The organism is Pseudomonas poae (assembly GCF_001439785.1).
GTDB classification, from domain to species: Bacteria; Pseudomonadota; Gammaproteobacteria; order Pseudomonadales; family Pseudomonadaceae; genus Aquipseudomonas; species Aquipseudomonas poae.
Window position 1 is genome coordinate 45,010 of sequence record NZ_JYLI01000005.1, and the last position, 18,759, is coordinate 63,768.

Sequence of the window (18,759 nt, forward strand, 5' to 3'; positions counted from 1 at the left end):
GTCTTACTTGAACTTCACTTGCGGCGCTTTATCGGCATCGGCACTGGTGGCTTCAAACGAGGCGCGTACCGGCAGATCGCTGTACATCACGCTGTGCCACAGACGGCCGGGGAAGGTACGGATTTCGGTGTTGTAGGCCTGCACGGCCTGGATGAAATCGCGACGCGCCACGGCGATACGGTTTTCGGTGCCTTCGAGTTGCGATTGCAGGGCCAGAAAGTTCTGGTTGGCCTTCAAGTCCGGGTAGCGCTCGGACACCACCATCAAACGGCTGAGTGCACCGCTGAGGCCATCCTGGGCTTGCTGGAACTGCTTGAGTTTTTCCGGGTTGTCGAGGGTGCTGGCATCCACCTGGATCGAGGTGGCCTTGGCCCGCGCTTCAATCACGGCAGTGAGGGTGTCCTGCTCATGGGCAGCGTAGCCCTTGACCACCTCCACCAGGTTGGGGATCAGGTCGGCGCGGCGCTGGTACTGGTTCTGCACCTGGCCCCAGGCGGCCTTGGCCTGCTCGTCCAGCGTGGGAATGGTGTTGATGCCGCAACCGCTGAGCAGCGTGCTGATCAATAGCAATGCTGCGGCCTTCAAGCCCCAGCGATAAGGATGTGCTGCTTGCATGGTGTTTCTCCTGACGAACCTTGATGGAATGTGACGACTCATCCCACAAGCAACACGCTTGGGGCATAATCCGCCACCACTGGCATGCATCGAGCCAATCAGCTACAAAGATGCCCAGCGCGAAAAAGAGTTCAGAGTGTGCTGCATTTATCTGAACAACACCCGAACAACAATAGACATTCCCCACATTTTGGCCGACGGCATGCTCTTTCAATGCCGCGCAGTAGCCGAAAAAGGATATTCATGAAGAAGCTGTGTTTGCTCGGCCTTGTTGCCACTCTGGCCAGTCATCCCGTATGGGCAGAAACAAAGCCTGCTGCGCTCAAGGACAAGGACGCCTTCGTCAGCGACCTGCTCAGGCAGATGACCCTGGACGAAAAGATCGGCCAGTTGCGCCTGATCAGCATCGGCCCGGAAATGCCCCGCGAGCTGATCCGCAAGGAAATCGCCGCCGGCCGTATCGGCGGCACGTTCAACTCCATCACCCGCCCGGAAAACCGTCCGATGCAGGACGCGGCCATGCAAAGCCGCCTGAAGATCCCGATGTTCTTCGCCTACGACGTGATCCACGGCCACCGCACCATTTTCCCGATCAGCCTGGCACTGGCCTCCAGCTGGGACATGGACGCCATCGGCCGCTCCGGGCGCATCGCCGCCCAGGAAGCCGCCGCCGACAGCCTCGACATCACCTTTGCGCCGATGGTCGATATCTCCCGCGACCCGCGCTGGGGCCGCACTTCCGAAGGCTTCGGTGAAGACACCTACCTGACCTCGCGCATTGCCGGCGTGATGGTCAAGGCGTTCCAGGGCACAAGCCCGGCCAATGCCGACAGCCTCATGGCCAGCGTCAAGCACTTCGCCCTGTACGGTGCGGTGGAAGGCGGGCGCGACTACAACGTGGTCGACATGAGCCCGGTCAAGATGTACCAGGACTACCTGCCGCCTTACCACGCGGCGATCAAGGCCGGCGCCGGCAGCGTGATGGTGGCGCTCAACTCGATCAACGGCGTGCCCGCCACCGCCAATACCTGGCTGATGAACGACCTGCTGCGCAAGGACTGGGGCTTCAAGGGCCTGGCCGTAAGCGACCACGGCGCGATCTTCGAACTGATCAAGCACGGCGTGGCCAAGGACGGGCGTGAAGCCGCCAAACTTGCGATCAAGGCCGGCATCGACATGAGCATGAACGACTCGCTCTACGCCAAGGAATTGCCGGGACTGCTCAAGTCCGGCGAGATCGAACAGAGCGACATCGACAATGCCGTGCGCGAAGTGCTCGCTGCCAAATACGACATGGGCCTGTTCAAGGACCCGTACCTGCGCATCGGCAAGGCCGAGGACGACCCGGTCGACACCTACGCCGAAAGCCGCCTGCACCGCAGCGACGCGCGAGATATCGCGCGCCGCAGCCTGGTGCTGCTGAAAAACCAGAACGACACCCTGCCGCTGAAAAAATCCGCCACCATCGCCCTGGTGGGCCCGCTGGCCAAAGCGCCGATCGACATGATGGGCAGTTGGGCCGCCGCCGGCAAACCCGAGCAATCGGTGACCCTGCTCGACGGCATGAATGCGGTGATCGGCGAAAAAGGCAAGATCATCTACGCCCGTGGCGCCAACATCACCAACGACAAGGCCGTGGTCGACTACCTCAACTTCCTCAACTTCGATGCCCCGGAAGTGGTGGATGACGCCCGCCCTGCCCAGGAAATGATCGACGAAGCGGTCAAGGCCGCCAAAGACGCCGATGTCGTGGTCGCCGCCGTGGGCGAGTCCCGTGGCATGTCCCACGAGTCGTCCAGCCGCACCGACCTGAACATCCCGCAAAGCCAGCGCGACCTGATCAAGGCCCTCAAGGCCACCGGCAAGCCGCTGGTGCTGGTGCTGATGAACGGCCGTCCGCTGTCGATCGTCGACGAGAACAAGCAAGCCGACGCGATTCTGGAAACCTGGTTCGCCGGCACCGAAGGCGGTCATGCAATTGCCGACGTGCTGTTCGGTGACTACAACCCGTCGGGCAAGCTGCCGATCACGTTCCCGCGTTCGGTGGGGCAGATTCCCACCTACTACAACCACCTGAGTGTTGGCCGGCCGTTCACCCCGGGCAAGCCGGGCAACTACACCTCGCAGTATTTCGATGACACCACCGGCCCCTTGTTTCCATTCGGCTATGGCTTGAGCTACACACGATTCAGCCTGTCGGACATGGCGCTGTCCTCCACCACCCTGAACAAGACCGGCAAGCTCGACGCCAGCGTCACGGTGAAAAACACCGGCAAGGTGGATGGCGAAACAGTGGTGCAGCTGTATATCCAGGACGTGGCCGGCTCGATGATCCGCCCGGTCAAGGAGCTGAAAAACTTCCAGAAAATCATGCTCAAGGCCGGCGAAGAGCGCACCTTGCACTTCACCATCACCGAGGAAGACTTGAAGTTCTACAACACCCAGCTCAAGTTCGCGGCGGAACCGGGTGAGTTCAACGTGCAGATCGGGCTGGATTCCCAGGATGTGCAGCAGCAGAGTTTCGAGCTGCTCTGATACCGCGCGTACGATGCAAAACAATGTGGGAGGGGGCTTGCCCCCTCCCACATTTGATTACAGTGAACCGGCTAGTTGCGTCGGTCCAGCAGATTGACCACCAGCCGATCAACCCACCCCCATACCCGCTGCTTCACACGCCGCCATAGCGGCCGCGCTTTCCACGCCTGCAGACTCACTGCCTGACTCAGGGCAAAATCGCGTTCGAAACTGCCGGCCACGGCCAGTGCCAGGTCCGGGTCCAGCGCTTCGAGGTTAGCCTCCAGATTGAAGCGCAAATTCCAGTGATCGAAATTGCATGAACCAATGCTTACCCAATCGTCCACCAGCACCATTTTCAAGTGCAGGAAACACGGCTGGTATTCAAAAATCTGCACGCCCGCGCGCAACAGACGCGGGTAATAACGGTGCCCGGCGTATCGCACCGACGGGTGATCGGTGCGCGGGCCGGTTAGCAACAGACGCACATCCACGCCTCGCCCCGCCGCCCGACGCAACGCGCGGCGCACGCTCCAGGTGGGCAGAAAGTACGGCGTGGCCAGCCAGATGCGCTGCCGGCTGCTGTTTAAAGCGCGAATCAGCGACTGCAAAATGTCGCGATGCTGACGGGCGTCGGCATACGCGACCCGGCCCAGCCCGGGTCCGGTCGCTGGCACTTTAGGCAGGCGCGGCAAACCGAAATGGGTAGCCGGCTTCCACGCGCGGCGCGCCGCATTGGCATGCCATTGGCGGTCGAACAGCGCCTGCCAATCCAGCACCAACGGGCCGTTGATCTGCACCATCACTTCATGCCAGTCCGCCGTGTCCTGCCCCGGCGTCCAGAATTCATCGGTGACGCCCGTGCCGCCGACCACAGCGGTTGCCTGGTCGATCAGCAGCAACTTGCGGTGGTCGCGGTACAGGTTGCGCACCCAGCGGCGCCAGCTCAGGCGATTGTAGAACCGCAGCTGCACACCCGCGTCGGTCAGGCGCTTGCGCAGCGCGAGGGTGAACGCCAGGCTGCCGTAATCATCGAACAGGCAGCGCACCCGCACGCCACGTTCGGCGGCATGCACCAGCGCCTGCACCATCGCTTCGGCACACGCCCCCGCCTCCACCAGATACAGCTCCAGGTCAACCTGATGCTCGGCGCGGGCCATACCCACCAGCATCTGCGGAAAAAAACGCGGTCCGTCGATCAACAACTCGAAACGGTTGGCGCTGCGCCACGGGAACACCGCGCCACTCACGTCAGCGCGCCGTAAAAATCAGCACGGCACCCACCGGCACCGACAAACTGATCGACGCAAGCCCGGCCGCCTTGCGCAAAGCCGCGACGCCCGGCATCAGGTCGAAATCCTCGGCATGCAACACCACCGGTTCCAGGGTCACCACCTGGAAGCGCCGATCATCCAGGCGCGTGGCCAGCAGCTCGGCGCTGTAGGTCTGGGTCTTGCCATGCAGGGTGACGCTTATCGGCAGACGCAGCTCGATTTGCGCGCCTGGCGCCAGGTCGTTGATCGGCTGCAGATTGATCTGCGCACTGATCAGCGCCTCGGGGAATGTCTTGATCTGGAACAGCTCGTTGCGCATACGCTCATCACGCAGCGGGACGGCACTGTTGACCGACTCCAGCTCCACCTGCAACTGCGCCGCGCCCTTGCCGTCGACCTTGCCGTGCAGCACCAGAAAGCGCTGCACTTCGGCGATCTCGGTGTTTTTGGTGGTGACGAAAGACAGGCGTGAGGATTCGTTATCCAGATACCAGGCGGCGTGCGCGGGCAAAGCGGCACAGGCCAGCAGGGCGAGGGCCAGGGGTTTGACAGAGAACATAGGGACTCATGGGGCAGGAAACCTGCGCGAACCTTAAGCGCAATCTCACAACCTGCGCAAATCCATTGTCTCAGGGAGTCAAGCGACAGCCCTGGCGTTCGCCCATCCAGCGTGCGCTGTGCGTGCGCCCCAAACCAGTCGCCGTCACCTCACTGCGCTCCGGGTTATCCCTGAACGCGCTGGTGGGCACGTATTGTTTCACGTAGCCCCGGCAATACTCTGCGGGGTTATTCGCCACATAGCGGCACGAGCAATATTCCTTGGCCGTGTACGCCGCGATGATGTCGGGGAAGGCCTGCAGATTGACGCGTTCGTGCCATACCCAGCCAAGCAGGGCGAGCAGCAGCACGGCAAAGAGGCTCAGAATCGGATGACGACGGATCATGGCTGCACCGCCGCGAGCACGCGCTTGAGCAGTTCGTTGTGGTTGTACGTGCCGTCGCGGTCGTCGCCGTAGCGCACGATCACCAGGTGTTCGTCGGGCAGCACGAACAGTGCCTGGCCCCAATGGCCCAGTGCGGCAAAGGTATCGGCAGGGGCATCAGGCCAGGGGCGCGGCGCGCCCTGATTGAGCCACCACTGACCGCCCGGTACGGCTTCATCCTGGCCGGCTTTATAGCCGTCGAACGGTTTTCGGTTGAACGCCACCCAGTCCTTGGGCAGCAGTTGTTCATCGCCCCAACGCCCCTCGCGCGCCATCAGCAGGCCAACCCGCGCCAGATCCCGAGCGGTGAGGTAGGCATAGGACGAGGCAACGAAAGTTTCATCGGCGTCGGTTTCCCAGGTGGCCGAGCGGATGCCCAGTGGCTCGAACAACGCATCCCACGGGTAACTGACGTACGCCTTGTGGCCGAGCATGCCTCTGAGCGCGGCGGACAGGATATTGCTGTCGCCGCTGGAGTACCGAAAGGCCTTGCCGGGCGCCACGGCGGCATCGGTGTCGGCGGCGAACTCGGCCATGTCGCCATGGCCACGGGTATAGAGCATCGCCACCACCGAGGACTTCAGCGGGGCGTATTCGTAGTCTTCCTGCCAATCCAGACCCGAGGCCCAGTGCAGCAAATCGGCCATGGTCACCTTGGGGTGCTGTTTCATCGGCGGGTAAAAACGTGCGGCGGGGTCGCTCAGTTTGAAGCGATTTTGCCCGTAGGCCACGCCGAGCACCGTGGCCATCAGGCTTTTGCTGATGGACCAGGTCAGGTGCGGCGTGCTGGCGCTGGTAGGCGCGGCGTAGCGTTCATAGACGATCTGGCCGTCGCGGATCACCAGCAGCGCGTCGGTGCGAATGCCCTGGCGGGTGGCGTCGTCGCGCGCGGGAAACGCGTAGGCATCCAGCGCCTCGACGGCAGGGCCGGCCAACGGCGCGCCCTCGGCCCATTCCTTGCCGGGCCAGGTTTCAGCGTGGGCGGCGGCGGTGACTAACAACAGGGCAATACACAACAGGCCTCTGACCATGGACGCAGACTCAAGGGGGGCATTCAAGCCCGCGAGCCTAGCCTAGGCCCATGACAGTTTGGCGACACAGGGCGTGTCACCCAACCGTCACCGTAGCTTCATGGAGATGACACCGAGCCTACCTAGCCTGAGTTTGGACAAACAAGTCGACCGGCCGAAACGTGGCTGGCACTCGGAGATTCGCCATGACTCAGATCGCCCGCATCAGCGACACCGGCAATGAACGCCGTCTGCAAGCCGAACGCCTCGTTGGCGCACAGGCTCTGCAGGAAGCACAGGCCCTGCGGTTCAACGTGTTCAGCGGCGAATTCAACGCCAAGCTGAAAGGCGCGGAACTGGGCCTGGACATGGATGACTATGATGTTCACTGCAGCCACATCGGCGTGCGGGATTTGAACAGTGGTCGACTGGTCGCCACCACCCGCCTGCTCGATCACCAGGCCGCCAGCACACTGGGCCGGTTCTACAGTGAAGAAGAGTTCAGCCTGCATGGCCTGCTGCACCTGCAGGGCCCGATCCTGGAAATCGGTCGCACCTGCGTCGACCCGGCCTACCGCAACGGCGGCACCATCGCGGTGCTCTGGGGCGAGTTGGCCGAAGTGCTCAACCAGGGCGGCTACAGCTACCTGATGGGCTGCGCGAGCATTCCGATGCACGACGGCGGCATCCAGGCACACGCCATCATGCAGCGCCTGCGCGAACGCTACCTGTGCAACGAACACCTGCGCGCCGAACCGAAAAAACCGCTGCCAGCGCTGGACCTGCCGTCCAACGTCATCGCCGAAATGCCGCCGCTGCTCAAGGCCTACATGCGCCTGGGCGCGAAGATCTGCGGCGAACCGTGCTGGGATGAAGACTTCCAGGTGGCCGATGTGTTCATCCTGCTCAAGCGCGACAATCTCTGCCCGCGTTACGCGCGCCACTTCAAGGCGGCTGTGTAATGGGCCGCCTGCGGGTGTACGGGCGCATTGCCCGGGTGCTGCTGGTGGTGGCGCTGGGTTTGAGCATGGCCAGTGTGTTCGGCCTGTTCGAGCGCCTGGGCGTGGCCAACTCGATGGTGCGGCGCCAGCGTTGGTCGCGGTTCTTCATGGCGCGTTTGAGCAACGCCCTGCCCTTTCGCGTGACGGTGCACGGCGAGCTGCCGCGTACGCCGATGCTGTGGGTGAGCAATCATGTGTCCTGGACCGATATTCCGCTGCTGGGCATGGTCACGCCCCTGTCGTTTTTGTCCAAGGCCGAAGTGCGTACCTGGCCGGTGGCCGGCTGGCTGGCAGCCAAGGCCGGCAGTCTGTTCATTCGCCGGGGCTCGGGCGACAGTCAGTTGATTCGCAAGCAGATGACTCGTCATCTTGAGCAACAGCACCCGCTGCTGATGTTCCCCGAAGGCACCACCACCGACGGGCGCAGCCTGCGCACGTTCCACGGGCGTTTGCTGGCCAGTGCGATTGATGCTGACGTGTCGCTGCAACCGGTGGCCATTCGTTACCTGCGCGACGGTCAGGTCGACCCGCTGGCGCCGTTTATTGGCGATGATGATTTGCTGTCGCACCTGATGCGCCTGTTTGCCAATGACCAGGGCGATGTCGAGATTCATGTACTCAAACCGATTGCCTGCGCCGGGCAGGAACGCGCGGCACTCGCCTTCCAGGCGCAGCAGGCGGTGGAGAAGGCATTGTTCGGGCCGTTGCCGGAGTCGGAGCATGTGTCGGTTCGGCCGGCTTTTGCAGCCTGAGATGTGAACACAGTGCAAATGTGGGAGGGGGCTTGCCCTAATGCCGTTCAGTTAAGGAAAGTTTGTGGGCTTATTGTGGCGAGCGGGCTTGCCCCGCGTTGGGGTGCGAAGCGCCCCCAATCCAGCAAAACGCGGTGTACCTGATACGGCTCAGCGCCTGGCTTTGGGGCTGCTGCGCAGCCCAACGCAGGACAAGCCTGCTCGCCACAGGGAATCTGCGTTTAACTGAACGGCCTGTTAGGGCTTGCCCCTCTCACCTTTAGCTTTGTATTGTCAGGTGGTTGTGCGCGAAGGCTTGCAGTTCGGGGTAGAAGATCCGGAAGTCTTCACTCAACGGCTCATACAATTCACGCAATTCCTGCATCGCAAACCCTAGTGCCTGGGGTTGCGTGAGCCGCCGCGAAATCCCGCGCAACACCTGCTCCATCACCGCAAACTTGCGGTAAGACCCCAGCCAATCATCGGCCGCCATATACGGTGCAATCTGTGCCAGGCGCCCCGGCAACTGCGGTTCAGCCGCCAATACGCGATACACCTGCGAGGTAAAGCGTTCCAGCGGCTGGTCGGCATACCGCGCCCAATCCCGCGCCAGGCAGTGATCGAAAAACACATCGAGGACGATCCCGGCATAACGCCGGCGGGTGAGGCTGAAGCGCGACAACGCCTCTCCTATCAAGGGATGGCTGTCGGTGAATCGGTCAATGGAACGATGCAGCTGGATCGCCGCTTCGATTTGCGGGCTGTACTGGCCCTGCAGGCGGCCTTTGACAAAGTCGCCATAGAGACTGCCCAGCAGTTGCGCAGGGAGTTGGCCGCCCAGGTGCAGATGTGCGAGATAATTCATGGCGCGCAGTCTAGCACCGCCGCCAACGTATCGTTATAACCCGATATACCGATTTGAGCTGACCTCAGAGCAAAATCATATTGGTATATCGGGTTGTAACGATTTAAGGTTCGCCTCATCGCGATATAACGCTACACAACACCGAGCACCTGCCATGTCCATCGACCTCGACGAAATAATAAAAGCCCTGGCGCACCCAGTACGACGAGACATCCTCACCTGGCTCAAAGACCCGAAGGCGCAGTTCCCCGAGCAACTGCACAACCACGAATACGGCATCTGTGCCGGGCAGATCGACCAGCGCTGCGGCTTGTCCCAGTCGACCGTGTCGGCCCACCTGGCCACCTTGCAACGGGCGGGTCTGATCAGCAGCCAGAAGGCCGGTCAATGGCACTTTTTCAAACGCAACGAGGAAGTGATCCAGGCTTTCCTCACGGCGCTCATCGCTGAACTCAGCGCAGCGCACTAACCAAGGACACCCCAATGCCCCTCTCGCTACTCATCCTGGCCCTGAGCGCCTTCGCCATCGGCACCACCGAATTCGTCATCATGGGCCTTCTGCCCGACGTGGCGGCCGACCTTGGTGTGTCGATCCCCGGCGCCGGCTGGCTGGTGACCGGCTACGCCCTCGGCGTGGCCATCGGCGCACCGTTCATGGCGCTGGCCACCGCCAGGCTGCCACGCAAGGCGGCGCTGGTGGCGTTGATGGGTATTTTCATCGTGGGCAACCTGCTCTGCGCCCTGGCCAGCGACTACAACGTGCTGATGTTCGCCCGGGTGGTCACGGCGTTGTGCCACGGTGCGTTTTTCGGTATCGGCTCGGTGGTGGCGGCCAACCTGGTACCGGCCAACAAGCGCGCTTCGGCGGTGGCCCTGATGTTTACCGGCCTGACCCTGGCCAACGTGCTCGGCGTGCCGCTGGGCACCGCGCTGGGTCAGCAGGCCGGCTGGCGCTCGACCTTCTGGGCGGTGACGGTGATCGGCGTGGTGGCGTTGATCGGCCTGATCCGCTTCCTGCCGGCCAGGCGTGACGAAGAAAAACTCGACATGCGCGCCGAACTGGCTGCCCTCAAGGGCGCCGGCATCTGGTTGTCGTTGAGCATGACCGCGCTGTTCGCCGCCTCCATGTTCACCCTCTTTACCTACGTTGCCCCGTTGCTCGGTGATGTCACCGGCGTCTCGCCCCACGGCGTGACCTGGACCCTGCTGCTGATCGGCCTGGGCCTGACCCTGGGCAACATCATCGGCGGCAAGCTGGCGGACAAGCGTCTGGCGGCCACTCTGATCGGCGTGTTCATCAGCATGACGGTGATCTCCACGGTGCTGACCTGGACCAGCGTCGCGCTGATCCCGACCGAAATCACCCTGTTCCTGTGGGCCACCGCCTCATTTGCCGCAGTGCCCGCATTGCAGATCAACGTGGTGACATTCGGCAAGGCTGCGCCCAACCTGGTGTCTACCCTCAACATCGGCGCCTTCAACATTGGCAACGCCCTCGGCGCCTGGGTCGGCGGCAGCGTGATCGCCCACGGCTTCGGCCTCACCAGCGTGCCGCTGGCGGCTGCGGCCCTGGCGATCTTCGCCCTGCTGGTGACCCTGCTCACTTTCCGTCAGCGCGGCGATGCCGATCTGGCCCCTGCGACTCACTGATCCACTTGAACAGACTGATCCACTTAAACAGAAAGGTATTTTCCCGATGACGACTATTTTCGATCCGATCAAACTGGGCGACCTGGAACTGTCGAACCGCATCATCATGGCGCCGCTGACACGCTGCCGCGCCGATGAAGGCCGCGTGCCCAACGCGATGATGGCCGAGTACTACGTACAGCGCGCTTCCGCCGGGCTGATCCTCAGCGAGGCGACGTCGGTGACGCCCATGGGCGTGGGTTATCCAGACACCCCGGGTATCTGGTCCAGCGACCAGGTGCGCGGCTGGGCCAATGTGACCAAGGCGGTTCACGGCGCAGGCGGCAAGATTTTCCTGCAACTGTGGCACGTGGGCCGCATCTCCCACCCGTCCTACCTGAACGGCGAAGTCCCGGTAGCACCGAGCGCGGTGCAGGCAGCAGGCCACGTCAGCCTGGTGCGCCCGCTGGCCGACTACCCGACCCCGCGCGCCCTGGAAACCGCTGAAATCGCCGACATCGTCGAGGCCTACCGCACCGGCGCCGAAAACGCCAAGGCCGCAGGGTTTGACGGCGTCGAGATCCACGGCGCCAACGGCTACCTGCTCGACCAGTTCCTGCAGAGCAGCACCAATCAGCGCACCGACCAGTACGGCGGTTCCCTGGAAAACCGCGCCCGCCTGTTGCTTGAAGTGACCGACGCCGCCATCGACGTCTGGGGCGCCGGCCGCGTGGGCGTACACTTGGCGCCACGCGCCGACGCCCACGACATGGGCGACGACAACCCTGCCGAGACCTTCACTTATGTGGCTCGCGAATTGGGCAAGCGTGGCATTGCGTTCATCTGCTCGCGTGAAAAAGAAGCCGGCGACAGCCTCGGTCCGCGCCTGAAGGAAGCCTTCGGCGGCATGTACATCGCCAACGAACGCTTCACCAAAGAGAGCGCCAATGCCTGGCTGGCAGCGGGCAAGGCCGACGCGGTGGCATTCGGCGTCCCGTTCATCGCCAACCCTGACCTGCCGGCGCGCCTGAAAACCGACGCACCGCTCAATGAAGCGCACCCGGAAACCTTCTACGCCAAGGGCCCGGTCGGCTATATCGATTACCCAACCCTGGCGCTGTAAGCAACATGGGAGGGGGCTTGCTTGCGATAGCCATGTGTCAGTCAGTTGATTTACTGACGTGCACACCGCCATCGGGAGCAAGCCCCCTCCCACGTTTTTTTACCTGATGTATCCCGTTGGAAACAATGCTTCACAGAACCGCAACAATAACGCTACAAAATACTTAGCCGGCTACCTATCAACTGCGCGCCAGCCCGTATATAAAGTCATCCCACGAATCAGGCAGAGGGACGATTGACCGCCCCTGGGCTTTACTGTTGACACAACCTGATGCAATTACGCATTTTGTCTCAATTGCGCAGGCTGGGGCTCAGGCGCAGCATGTCCAGCCCTGCATCGACCCAACGCTCGGCGTCCTGATGCAATTGAAAACTGTCGGGCACCAACAGCCATTGACCGATCAAGCCGTGAATGTAGGCGTGTATGCACACCGCGCCCCGCACCGTGTCGAGGTTTTCCGGGAGCTGCCCGCGATGCACCGCATTACGCAATGTGAGCCCGATGCGCAGGTTGCATTCGAGCGTGTGCGTCTGGCGCTGGCGGCGCATGTCGCACATCTCATCGGTGAACTCGCACTTATGAAACAGGATTTCGTTGATACGCCGGGTTTTCGGGTCCAGAGCCACTTGATGATAGAGACGAATCAGCAACTTGCGCATGCAGCCCAACGGGTCAAGCTCATCCTCGCTTTCACTGGCCCGGGCCAAGTCATCAAGGGGCTCGTGCAGCGTGTCGAGCAGCGCCTGCAACAGATCGGACTTGTTGCTGAAATGCCAGTAAATGGCGCCCCGCGTGACGCCCGCCAACGACGCAATATCGGCCAGCGTGGTACGCGCCACGCCTCGCTCATAAAAGGCATGCTCGGCGGCATCGAGAATCTGGCTGCGGGTTTCCTGAGCTTCCTCTTTGGTGCGACGAACCATGGCAGTAAAACCTCAATCAGGACACTTGGGATGATTGTTAACGCAACGTTAATAGCCGCGAACGATCATCCGTCTATTTTTGGGACGACGCCGTCAAGGGCGCCGAACGTAAGAAAATCGAGGCTTCGGGCGTTGCTTTGTCAACATTGCGCGAAGTCTGTCAAGAGTTTACAAACAACCATGAACGTAAGTATATTGCGTAGCAAGCTACTTATCTACTCACTTGTTTTCCACCCTTCCACACTTCTTGTGCGCACTTTGCGCGCCTGACCCGAGGATCTTCATGCAACTTAAGCCAGCTGTTACCGCTCTGGTCACTGCCGTCGCCCTGGCATCGCTGCTCAGCGGATGTAAAAAGGAAGAGGCGGCGCCGCCCGCTCAAACCCCTCAGGTCGGTGTGGTCACCCTTCAACCGCAAGCCTTCACCTTGACCACCGAACTGCCAGGCCGCACCACGGCCTACCGCATTGCGGAAGTTCGCCCACAGGTCAACGGCATCATTCTCAAGCGCCTGTTCAAGGAAGGCGCGGACGTGAAGGAAGGCCAGCAGCTTTATCAGATCGACCCGTCAGTGTATGAGGCCACGCTCAAAAGCGCCCAGGCCAAGCTGACCCAGACCAGGTCGATCACCGACCGCTACAAGCAGCTGGTCGATGAGCAAGCCGTCAGCCGCCAGGAGTACGACACCGCCCTGGCCAACCGCATGACGGCTGAAGCCGATATGCAAACCGCGCAGATCAACGTGCGCTACACCAAAGTGCTCGCGCCGATCTCCGGGCGCATTGGCCGTTCCTCGGTCACCGAAGGCGCACTGGTCAGCAATGGCCAGGCCGATGCCATGGCCGTGATCCAGCAACTGGACCCGATCTACGTCGACGTCACCCAGTCTTCGGCCGAAATGCTGAAACTGCGCCGCGACCTGGAAAGCGGCCAGTTGGAAAAAGCCGGTGCCAACGCCGCCAAGGTCAAGCTGACCCTCGAAGACGGCAGCGACTACGGCCATGATGGCAAGCTGGAATTCTCCGAAGTATCGGTCGACCAGACCACCGGTTCCGTGACCCTGCGCGCCGTGTTCCCCAACCCTGACCACACCCTGCTGCCCGGCATGTTCGTGCACGCCCAGTTGCAGGCCGGTGTGAACAGCAAGGCCATCCTCGCGCCCCAACAAGGCGTGACCCGTGACCTCAAGGGCATCCCGACCGCACTGATCGTGAACAAGGACAACAAGGTCGAGCAACGCACCCTGGTCGCCAACCGCACCGCCGGCGCCTACTGGCTGGTGGAAAAAGGCCTCGACGCCGGTGACCGTGTGATCACCGAAGGCCTGCAGTACGTCAAGCCGGGTGCCGAGGTGAAGGTCAAGGAGGCTGACAACGCCAAGCCTGCTGGCGCTGCTGCTCCTGCCGCCGCAGCCGGCAAAGGGGAGTAATCCATGTCGAAATTTTTTATCGACCGTCCCATTTTCGCCTGGGTAATCGCCCTGGTGATCATGCTGGTCGGGACATTGTCGATCCTGAAGCTGCCCATCAACCAATACCCGGCCATCGCGCCAACCGCCATCGACATCCAGGTGACCTACCCGGGCGCGTCCGCGCAAACCGTGCAGGACACCGTGGTGCAGGTCATCGAGCAACAGCTCAACGGTATCGACAACCTGCGCTATGTCGCCTCGGACAGTAACTCCGACGGCAGCATGACCATCACCGCGACGTTCAACCAGGGTACCAACCCGGACATCGCCCAGGTGCAGGTGCAGAACAAGCTGAACCTGGCGACTCCACTGCTGCCGCAGGAAGTGCAGCAGCAGGGTATCCGCGTGACCAAGTCGGTGAAGAACTTCCTGATGGTGATCGGTCTGGTGTCCGAAGACGGCAGCATGACCAAGGACGACCTCTCCAACTACATCGTGTCCAACATCCAGGACCCGATTTCGCGTACCTCGGGCGTCGGTGACTTCCAGGTCTTCGGCTCGCAATACGCGATGCGCATCTGGCTGGACCCGGCCAAGCTGAACAACTTCCAGCTCACCCCGGTCGACGTCAGCAACGCGATCGCCGCGCAGAACGTGCAGGTGGCCACCGGCCAACTGGGCGGCCTGCCTGCCCTGCCCGGCACCCAACTGAACGCGACGATCATCGGCAAGACCCGTCTGCAAAACGCCGAGCAGTTCGGCAATATCCTGATGAAGGTGAATCCCGACGGTTCCCAGGTTCGCCTGCATGACGTGGCCCGCATCGAACTGGGCGGCCAGAACTACAGCATCAGTGCGCAGTTCAACGGCAACCCGGCTTCCGGCATGGCGATCAAACTCGCCTCGGGCGCCAACGCCCTGGACACCGCCAAGGCCATCCGCGCCACGGTGGCGTCGCTGGAACCGTTCTTCCCGCCAGGCATGAAGGCAGTGGTGCCGTATGACACCACGCCGGTGGTCACCGAATCGATCTCCGGGGTGGTACACACCCTGATCGAAGCGATCGTGCTGGTGTTCCTGGTGATGTTCCTGTTCCTGCAGAACTTCCGCGCCACCATCATCACCACCATGACCGTACCGGTGGTATTGCTGGGCACCTTCGGCATCCTCGCGGCGTTCGGTTTCACCATCAACACCCTGACCATGTTCGGCATGATCCTGGCCATCGGCTTGCTGGTGGACGATGCCATCGTGGTGGTGGAAAACGTCGAGCGGGTGATGGCCGAGGAACACCTGTCGCCCAAGGAGGCGACGGTCAAGTCCATGGGCCAGATCCAGGGCGCCCTGGTGGGTATTGCCCTGGTGCTCTCGGCGGTACTGCTGCCGATGGCATTCTTCGGCGGCTCCACCGGTGTGATCTACAAACAGTTCTCCATCACCATCGTTTCGGCCATGGCGCTGTCGGTACTGGTTGCGCTGATCTTCACCCCGGCGCTGTGCGCCACCATGCTCAAACCGATCGATCCTGAGAAGCACGGCCAACCCAAGCGCGGTTTCTTCGGCTGGTTCAACCGCACCTTCGACCGTGGCGTACTGAGCTACGAGCGCGGCGTGGGCAACATGATCAAGCACAAGATCCCGGCGTTTTTGGTGTACGCACTGATCTTCGCCGGCATGATCTGGCTGTTCATGCGTATCCCGGCAGCCTTCCTGCCCGACGAAGACCAGGGCGTGATCTTTGCCCAGGTGCAGACGCCGGTGGGCTCCACCGCCGAGCGCACGCAGAAAGTCATCGACGACATGCGTATCTACCTGCTCAACACCAAGGAAGGCGAGCCGGGCGAAGGCAAGGGCGTGAAATCGGTATTTACCGTGAACGGCTTCAACTTCGCCGGTCGCGGCCAAAGCTCGGGCCTGGCCTTCGTGATGCTCAAGCCGTGGGATGAGCGTGACGATTCCACCTCGGTGTTCGCGATCGCCAAGCGTGCCCAGGGTTACTTCATGCAGACGTTCCAGGACGCCATGGTGTTTGCCATCGTGCCGCCGTCAGTCCTCGAGCTGGGCAATGCCACCGGTTTCGACGTTTTCCTGCAGGACCAGGGCGGTGTCGGCCATGAGAAGCTGATGGCCGCGCGCAACCAGTTCCTCGGCATGGCCGCCCAGAGCAAGATCCTTGCCGGTGTGCGCCCCAACGGCGTGAACGATGAGCCGCAGTACGAGCTCACCGTCGACGACGAGAAGGCCAGTGCCCAGGGGATCACGCTGTCGAACATCAACCAGACCCTGGCGATTGCCTTGGGTGGCAGCTACGTCAACGACTTCATCGACCGTGGCCGTGTGAAGAAGGTGTACGTGCAAGGTGAAGCGGCCAGCCGCATGTCGCCTGAAGACCTGAACAAATGGTACGTGCGCAGCGATTCCGGGAAGATGGTGCCGTTGTCGGCCATCGCTTCGGGCAAGTGGATCTACGGCTCGCCAAAACTGTCGCGCTATAACGGTGTGGCGGCGATGGAAATCCTCGGCACCCCGGCACCGGGCTACAGCACCGGCGACGCGATGGCCGAAGTCGAGCGCATCGCCAAGCAGTTGCCGGCCGGTATCGGCTACGCCTGGACGGGCCTGTCGTATGAGGAACGCCTGTCCGGCTCCCAGGCGCCTGCGCTGTACGCGCTGTCGCTGCTGGTGGTGTTCCTGTGCCTGGCGGCGCTGTACGAAAGCTGGTCGATTCCGATCGCGGTGGTGCTCGTGGTGCCGCTGGGCGTGGTGGGGGCGTTGATCGCCACCAGCATGCGCGGCTTGTCCAACGACGTGTTCTTCCAGGTGGGCTTGCTGGTAACGGTGGGCCTGGCGGCGAAAAACGCCATCCTGATCGTGGAGTTCGCCAAGGAACTCCACGAACAGGGCAAGGGCATCGTCGAGGCGGCCATCGAGGCGTCCCGCATGCGTCTGCGTCCGATCATCATGACCTCCATGGCGTTCATCCTCGGCGTGCTGCCGCTGGCGATCTCCTCGGGCGCAGGTTCAGGCAGCCAACATGCCATCGGTACCGGCGTGATCGGCGGTATGATCACCGCCACCGTGCTGGCGATCTTCTGGGTGCCACTGTTCTTCGCAACCGTGTCGGCCATCGGCAAGCGCAAAAAGACTGAAACCACGCAAACTTCTAACGAGGCTGGCCAATGAGCAAGTCGCTACTTTCCCTAGCCGTCACCGCCTTCGTGCTCAGTGGCTGCTCGCTGATACCTGACTATCAGCGCCCCGAAGCGCCGGTGGCCGCGCAGTACCCGCAGGGGCCGGCGTATTCGTCGGCCCAGGCGCCGGGCCAGGCCGCTGCCGAACAGGGCTGGAAGCAGTTTTTCCATGACCCTGCCCTGCAGCAGCTGATCCAGACCGCACTGGTGAACAACCGCGACCTGCGCGTCGCGGCGCTGAACATCGACGCGTACGCCGCGCAGTACCGCATCCAGCGTGCCGACCTGTTCCCGGCCGTGTCGGCCAACGGCGCCGGCAGCCGCCAGCGCACCCCGGCACGCATGTCGCAGACCGGTCAATCGGGCATCACCAGCCAGTACTCGGCCACCCTCGGGATCAGTTCCTACGAGCTGGACCTGTTCGGCCGTGTGCGCAGCCTGAGTGAAGAGGCCCTGCAAAAGTACTTCGCCACCGAAGAAGCACGGCGCAGTACGCAGATCAGCCTGGTGGCCAGCGTGGCCAACGCCTACCTGACCTGGCAGGCCGACAAGGAACTGCTCAAGCTCACCCAGGACACCCTGGGCGCGTTCGAACAGAGCTTCAAGCTCACCTCGCGCAGCAGCGAAGTCGGCGTGGCCTCGGCCCTCGACCTGAGCCAGGCACGCACCTCGGTGGAAAATGCCCGGGTGCAACTGGCGCGCTACACACGCCAGGTGGCCCAGGACGAAAACAGCCTGACCCTGCTGCTGGGCACCGGCCTGCCGGCGAATATCGCCAGCAAGCCACTGTCTGATGACCTGCTCGCCGAAGTGCCGGCCGGGTTGCCCTCCGACCTGCTGCAACGACGTCCCGACATCGTGCAGGCCGAGTACAACCTCAAGGCGGCCAACGCCAATATCGGCGCCGCCCGCGCGGCGTTTTTCCCGAGCATCAGCCTGACGGCCAATGCCGGCACCCTGAGCCCGGACCTGGGTGGCCTGTTCAAGGGCGGCTCGGGCAGCTGGTCGTTTGCCCCGCAGATCAACATCCCGATCTTCAATGCCGGCAGCCTGCGCGCCAGCCTGGACTACTCGAAGATCCAGAAAGAAATCAACGTGGCCAACTACGAGAAGGCTATCCAGACCGGCTTCCAGGAAGTTTCCGACGGCCTCGCCGCGCGTGAAACCTACAAGCAGCAACTGGACGCCCAGCGCGGCTTCGTCGCGGCCAACCAGGATTACTACCGCCTGGCCGAACGTCGCTACCGCATTGGCGTGGACAGCAACCTGACCTTCCTCGACGCCCAGCGCCAACTGTTCAGTGCCCAGCAATCGCTGATCACCGACCGCCTGGCGCAGCTCACCAGCGAGGTCAACCTGTACAAGGCCCTCGGCGGTGGCTGGAATGCGCAGACTGCGCAGAACGAGCCGGTGAAAGAAGACGCGCCGAAGTTGAAGTTGTTCTGACAGCCTGGGTGTAAATCAAAAACCGCTTCCGTCACCGGAAGCG

General features: G+C 62.3%; 16 protein-coding genes. 9 read left to right on the plus strand and 7 right to left on the minus strand.

What is annotated here, in order from left to right:
* Positions 1–3 precede the first annotated feature (3 nt).
* The gene (locus tag TU75_RS07450; RefSeq protein WP_003233851.1) at positions 4–615 is read right to left on the minus strand and encodes a LemA family protein; all 612 of its coding nucleotides are present in this window, start codon (positions 613–615) and stop codon (positions 4–6) included.
* A 243-nt stretch (positions 616–858) separates the two neighbouring features.
* Between TU75_RS07450 and bglX the strand changes: the two genes are divergently transcribed.
* Entirely contained in the window at positions 859–3,150 is a 2,292-nt protein-coding gene (bglX, locus tag TU75_RS07455; RefSeq protein ID WP_015371465.1) for a beta-glucosidase BglX, read from the plus strand.
* Positions 3,151–3,221: 71 nt separating this feature from the next.
* Here bglX and TU75_RS07460 read toward each other — a convergent pair whose 3' ends face one another.
* From TU75_RS07460 to TU75_RS07475, 4 genes are all read right to left on the minus strand, one after another.
* Complete coding sequence (locus TU75_RS07460; protein ID WP_060548578.1) at positions 3,222–4,379, minus strand: phospholipase D-like domain-containing protein; 1,158 nt, start codon at positions 4,377–4,379, stop codon at positions 3,222–3,224.
* Between the two features lies 1 nt (position 4,380).
* Positions 4,381–4,962, minus strand: coding sequence for a YceI family protein (locus tag TU75_RS07465; RefSeq protein WP_060548579.1), 582 nt, complete (start codon positions 4,960–4,962; stop codon positions 4,381–4,383).
* 70 nt (positions 4,963–5,032) lie between these two features.
* The gene (locus TU75_RS07470) at positions 5,033–5,347 is read right to left on the minus strand and encodes a hypothetical protein (protein ID WP_060548580.1); all 315 of its coding nucleotides are present in this window, start codon (positions 5,345–5,347) and stop codon (positions 5,033–5,035) included.
* Positions 5,344–6,417: a serine hydrolase domain-containing protein gene (locus tag TU75_RS07475; protein ID WP_060548581.1), complete on the minus strand. Its 1,074-nt coding sequence runs from the start codon at positions 6,415–6,417 to the stop codon at positions 5,344–5,346. Before TU75_RS07475 ends, TU75_RS07470 begins: the two co-directional genes overlap by 4 nt.
* A gap of 185 nt (positions 6,418–6,602) precedes the next feature.
* Here TU75_RS07475 and olsB point away from each other — a divergent pair, with 185 nt between their 5' ends.
* The gene (olsB, locus tag TU75_RS07480) at positions 6,603–7,358 is read left to right on the plus strand and encodes an L-ornithine N(alpha)-acyltransferase (RefSeq protein WP_003233840.1); all 756 of its coding nucleotides are present in this window, start codon (positions 6,603–6,605) and stop codon (positions 7,356–7,358) included.
* On the plus strand, positions 7,358–8,149 hold the full coding sequence (locus tag TU75_RS07485) for a lysophospholipid acyltransferase family protein (protein ID WP_060548582.1): 792 nt from the start codon (positions 7,358–7,360) through the stop codon (positions 8,147–8,149). Before olsB ends, TU75_RS07485 begins: the two co-directional genes overlap by 1 nt.
* Before the next feature lie 259 nt (positions 8,150–8,408).
* Here the strand turns inward: TU75_RS07485 and TU75_RS07490 are convergent, their stop codons facing one another.
* Complete coding sequence (locus TU75_RS07490) at positions 8,409–8,993, minus strand: acyl carrier protein phosphodiesterase (protein ID WP_060548583.1); 585 nt, start codon at positions 8,991–8,993, stop codon at positions 8,409–8,411.
* A gap of 154 nt (positions 8,994–9,147) precedes the next feature.
* Here TU75_RS07490 and TU75_RS07495 point away from each other — a divergent pair, with 154 nt between their 5' ends.
* Genes TU75_RS07495 through TU75_RS07505 form a run of 3 tightly spaced genes read left to right on the plus strand, consistent with a single transcriptional unit; the run spans position 9,148 to position 11,745 of the window.
* The gene (locus TU75_RS07495; RefSeq protein ID WP_003233834.1) at positions 9,148–9,462 is read left to right on the plus strand and encodes an ArsR/SmtB family transcription factor; all 315 of its coding nucleotides are present in this window, start codon (positions 9,148–9,150) and stop codon (positions 9,460–9,462) included.
* A gap of 14 nt (positions 9,463–9,476) precedes the next feature.
* Positions 9,477–10,643, plus strand: a complete 1,167-nt coding sequence (locus tag TU75_RS07500) for an MFS transporter (protein WP_060548584.1) — start codon at positions 9,477–9,479, stop codon at positions 10,641–10,643.
* 46 nt (positions 10,644–10,689) lie between these two features.
* On the plus strand, positions 10,690–11,745 hold the full coding sequence (locus tag TU75_RS07505; protein ID WP_060548585.1) for an alkene reductase: 1,056 nt from the start codon (positions 10,690–10,692) through the stop codon (positions 11,743–11,745).
* Positions 11,746–12,035: 290 nt separating this feature from the next.
* Here TU75_RS07505 and TU75_RS07510 read toward each other — a convergent pair whose 3' ends face one another.
* Complete coding sequence (locus tag TU75_RS07510; protein ID WP_003233830.1) at positions 12,036–12,668, minus strand: TetR family transcriptional regulator; 633 nt, start codon at positions 12,666–12,668, stop codon at positions 12,036–12,038.
* Between the two features lie 283 nt (positions 12,669–12,951).
* Between TU75_RS07510 and TU75_RS07515 the strand changes: the two genes are divergently transcribed.
* From TU75_RS07515 to adeC, 3 genes are read left to right on the plus strand one after another with little or no spacing between them, the layout of a single operon-like run.
* Entirely contained in the window at positions 12,952–14,097 is a 1,146-nt protein-coding gene (locus tag TU75_RS07515) for an efflux RND transporter periplasmic adaptor subunit (protein ID WP_003233828.1), read from the plus strand.
* A 3-nt stretch (positions 14,098–14,100) separates the two neighbouring features.
* On the plus strand, positions 14,101–17,262 hold the full coding sequence (locus TU75_RS07520) for an efflux RND transporter permease subunit (protein WP_003233826.1): 3,162 nt from the start codon (positions 14,101–14,103) through the stop codon (positions 17,260–17,262).
* Positions 17,259–18,716: an AdeC/AdeK/OprM family multidrug efflux complex outer membrane factor gene (adeC, locus tag TU75_RS07525; protein ID WP_003233824.1), complete on the plus strand. Its 1,458-nt coding sequence runs from the start codon at positions 17,259–17,261 to the stop codon at positions 18,714–18,716. Before TU75_RS07520 ends, adeC begins: the two co-directional genes overlap by 4 nt.
* The last annotated feature ends 43 nt before the right edge of the window (positions 18,717–18,759 follow it).

Coding starts and splice junctions, on each gene's coding strand:
- TU75_RS07450 (WP_003233851.1), bottom strand. CDS start 615: ATGCAAGCAGCACATCCTTATCGCTGGGGCTTGAAGGCCGCAGCATTG.
- bglX (WP_015371465.1), top strand. CDS start 859: ATGAAGAAGCTGTGTTTGCTCGGCCTTGTTGCCACTCTGGCCAGTCAT.
- TU75_RS07465 (WP_060548579.1), bottom strand. CDS start 4,962: ATGTTCTCTGTCAAACCCCTGGCCCTCGCCCTGCTGGCCTGTGCCGCT.
- TU75_RS07470 (WP_060548580.1), bottom strand. CDS start 5,347: ATGATCCGTCGTCATCCGATTCTGAGCCTCTTTGCCGTGCTGCTGCTC.
- TU75_RS07475 (WP_060548581.1), bottom strand. CDS start 6,417: ATGGTCAGAGGCCTGTTGTGTATTGCCCTGTTGTTAGTCACCGCCGCC.
- olsB (WP_003233840.1), top strand. CDS start 6,603: ATGACTCAGATCGCCCGCATCAGCGACACCGGCAATGAACGCCGTCTG.
- TU75_RS07485 (WP_060548582.1), top strand. CDS start 7,358: ATGGGCCGCCTGCGGGTGTACGGGCGCATTGCCCGGGTGCTGCTGGTG.
- TU75_RS07490 (WP_060548583.1), bottom strand. CDS start 8,993: ATGAATTATCTCGCACATCTGCACCTGGGCGGCCAACTCCCTGCGCAA.
- TU75_RS07495 (WP_003233834.1), top strand. CDS start 9,148: ATGTCCATCGACCTCGACGAAATAATAAAAGCCCTGGCGCACCCAGTA.
- TU75_RS07500 (WP_060548584.1), top strand. CDS start 9,477: ATGCCCCTCTCGCTACTCATCCTGGCCCTGAGCGCCTTCGCCATCGGC.
- TU75_RS07505 (WP_060548585.1), top strand. CDS start 10,690: ATGACGACTATTTTCGATCCGATCAAACTGGGCGACCTGGAACTGTCG.
- TU75_RS07510 (WP_003233830.1), bottom strand. CDS start 12,668: ATGGTTCGTCGCACCAAAGAGGAAGCTCAGGAAACCCGCAGCCAGATT.
- TU75_RS07515 (WP_003233828.1), top strand. CDS start 12,952: ATGCAACTTAAGCCAGCTGTTACCGCTCTGGTCACTGCCGTCGCCCTG.
- TU75_RS07520 (WP_003233826.1), top strand. CDS start 14,101: ATGTCGAAATTTTTTATCGACCGTCCCATTTTCGCCTGGGTAATCGCC.
- adeC (WP_003233824.1), top strand. CDS start 17,259: ATGAGCAAGTCGCTACTTTCCCTAGCCGTCACCGCCTTCGTGCTCAGT.